Source organism: Amorphus sp. MBR-141, assembly GCF_053628695.1.
Genome location: NZ_JBRJGW010000079.1, coordinates 1 through 2,075, shown reverse-complemented (window position 1 = coordinate 2,075; position 2,075 = coordinate 1). Strand labels below are relative to the sequence as shown.

2 protein-coding genes and 1 pseudogene are annotated in these 2,075 nt (G+C 54.9%); all 3 read right to left on the bottom strand.

What is annotated here, in order from left to right; translation table 11 throughout:
- Positions 1 to 41: 41 nt before the first annotated feature.
- A complete protein-coding gene (locus ACSSVZ_RS28055; RefSeq protein ID WP_453974158.1) occupies positions 42 to 692 on the bottom strand; it encodes a type I restriction endonuclease in 651 nt (216 codons plus the stop codon).
- Complete coding sequence (locus ACSSVZ_RS28050; protein ID WP_453974157.1) at positions 685 to 1,812, bottom strand: AAA family ATPase; 1,128 nt, start codon at positions 1,810 to 1,812, stop codon at positions 685 to 687. The genes ACSSVZ_RS28055 and ACSSVZ_RS28050 overlap by 8 nt, the downstream gene beginning before the upstream one ends.
- A pseudogene (locus ACSSVZ_RS28045) lies at positions 1,813 to 2,075 on the bottom strand (hypothetical protein); the annotation flags it as partial.

Genomic DNA, 2,075 nt, shown 5'->3' with positions numbered 1-2,075 from the left:
GGTCACCTTACCCTGGCGCCGTGTCGGCACATCCGCCGGCCCTAACCGCCGGACTCTAACTCTACGCCCCGGCCACCTCGATGGGGCAGGCCATGGAGGTACTTGAAGAGCGAACTGTCCGAGTTGAAGCTCTCCTTGCTGTAACGGTGGATCTGGTTGAATGCTTCCCGAATGGCGACGCCGCGCTTTTTCAGCTCGACCTCCACCAGCGGCAGCCCGTTCACCAGAATGGTCACATCGTAGCGGTTCGCATGAGTGCCCGCTTGCTCGAACTGCTTGATGACCTGAACCTTGTTGCGGCAGACATTGGCCTTATCGACCAGATAGATGTTCTGGATACGGCCATCGTCGAAGACGAAGTCAAAGATGTAGTCGTCGTGGATCTTGCGAGTCTTGTCAGTGGCACTGTCGCTGGGCCGATCCAGATATGTCTCAACGAAGCGCGCCCATTCCTCATCTGTAAATTGAACATCGTTGAGGGCTTGCAGCTGAGTGCGAACATTCGCCAGCATGGCGTCGGTTGATTTCAGATCGGCCCGATATTCATAGCCCTGATGCGCCAGGTCCTGAATAAGCTCGCGCTCCAGGTCGGCCTCAGACTGATAGTTGCCTGCCGCTTCCCAGGCGCGAACATATTTATCGAGGACGATAAAGCGGTTGGTCTCGGCGATCGGGGTCGTCTGCTCAGGCATTCGGCCCGTCCTCCTGCCAATAGCTGTAATTGTTGCGCAGATGCTCAAGAAGCAGCTTCACTGTCTGCTTCTCCTGCGGTGAGGGCTCGGCGATGGCCTCACTGGAGAGCGTGCTGTGGCTCGTGAATTGAATGATGCGGTTCAGATAAAGCTGCTGGTCGACCGGTAGCAGCTCTGACCACCGCGGATAGCCCAGAAAGTTCGATGTCTTCTCATAAAGATTACGCAGCAGGGTGAAGTGGTACCGTTCGATCTTGTCGGCCGCGATCGCCTGTTCCAGCGTTTGCTTGAGGTAAAGGTGGTAGGAGAAGCTCTTGTTGGAGTCGCCGTTTTTCGTTTCCAGCGAGAATGTGCCGTCATCGAGCCGGCTAAGCATGAGGGTGGAGTCTTTCCTCTGAGCTAAACTCAGCTCGTTGAACACCACATTGAAGAAAAGGGGATTGTGCGTCGTGATGATAAACTTCAGGCCGTTCGCATTGTCGCTTATTCTGATCAGGTCAGCGATATCGACGGCAAGCTGAATCAGGTGGTTGTCATCGAGCGAGCTGACCGGATCATCGATGAAGATATATTCGAGGTCATTGAACTGATCCGTCTCACGCTCATCGAGTTCGACGACGTTGCGCGTGCTAATGACCTGGTCCAGCAGGCAGTAGAAAACGCTCCAGATGAAGTTGCTCTCTTCGCCCTTGGAGATTTTCAGATTTCCTATGCTTGCGTCGTCGCCACCTTCGAGAGAGAAAGTAACCTCTAAGAAATCCGAGCTGAAGCGGGGTGTCAAATTCGGTTGGGTATAGCGCTGGAATGCGGCAATGACGCTGACATCGAGTCCAAAATCTTCAAAAGCGGATTTGGTATAAGCATTTGGCTGGATACGTAGTTTCCGTTTAATGTCGCCGTCCAGATCGTTGTCCCAGTAGAACAGATCTTCGGTGAAGGCGTTGTAGTAGAGCACCTTGGGCCGATGATCGTCGTCCCGCTCTTCTGTCTTAGGATCAATGAGGTCCCTGAACTCGCGGGACAGCCGGGTCTTGCCGGAGGCATTGAACGCATAGATCAGTTGCACCTTCTTGTTGGCGGCGCGCAGCGTTTCAGCAATCTCTGCCAGCGTCTGTCCCATCTAGGCCACCTCCGCGTCAGGCTTGGGAAAGCTCAGCAGCTGATCGCGGTACCAGGCATATTGCTTTTCGCGCAACTCGATTTCGCGGGGCAGGCCTTCGCTGATCGAAGTCGTCAGCGTGTCGAACTTGTCGAGGATGGCGACAATGCGCGTCTGTTCCTCGAGAGACTTAGAGCGCGTTTGAGAAGGGGGTTGGTTCATTGCCATCGGCGCAGGAGGGTAGCTGAGGCGGCAATGGTGATGAGGGTTTCGGCAACGTCGGT